Genomic DNA, 564 nt, shown 5'->3' with positions numbered 1-564 from the left:
GTGGTGTTGGTCTAGTCGTTGCACTACCAAAAGACCAAGCAGACGCGGCGGTTGCACTTCTTAAAGAAGAAGGCGAAAACGCATGGGTGATTGGTGAAATTGCTCAAGCAGAAGCAAATGAAGAGCAAGTTGAAATCAACTAACTTGTGAATCACGCTAAAAAATAAAATGAATGAGGACGCCACGTCCTCATTCTGCTATCTGGAACATCGAAAACCATTCTAATAGTAGGTAATTTATAGAACCTACAATATCAAGGCAGCTCCAACATCATGAAAAACATCGTGGTCCTAATTTCAGGTAACGGCAGTAACTTACAAGCCATTTTAGAAGCTTGTGAAAACAGCATGCCTAACGCACACGTTGCAGCAGTATTTTCTAATAAATCTGACGCATACGGTCTAGAACGTGCAAAACAGTTTAATGTTGATGGCCACTTTGTTGACCCTAAAGCGTTCGAGTCACGCGAGGCATTCGATGCCGAGTTGATGCAACAAATTGACAAGTATCAGCCCAATGTTGTCGTTCTTGCAGGGTACATGCGCATTCTTAGCGGTGCATTTG

The 564-nt window shown here is 42.9% G+C and carries 2 protein-coding genes; both read left to right on the top strand.

Features of this window, described 5'->3' with window-relative positions:
* A partial coding sequence (locus tag R7O13_RS29490) for an AIR synthase-related protein (protein ID WP_318305544.1) occupies positions 1-143 on the top strand: 143 nt, incomplete at its 5' end.
* Between the two features lie 129 nt (positions 144-272).
* Positions 273-564, top strand: a 292-nt coding sequence (gene purN / locus R7O13_RS29485; protein WP_318305543.1) for a phosphoribosylglycinamide formyltransferase, incomplete at its 3' end; no start/stop codon positions are given.

It is taken from the genome of Vibrio sp. Y176, assembly GCF_033438945.1.
The sequence above is the reverse complement of the archived record's forward strand: the minus strand, read 5'-3'. Positions and strand labels throughout refer to the sequence as shown.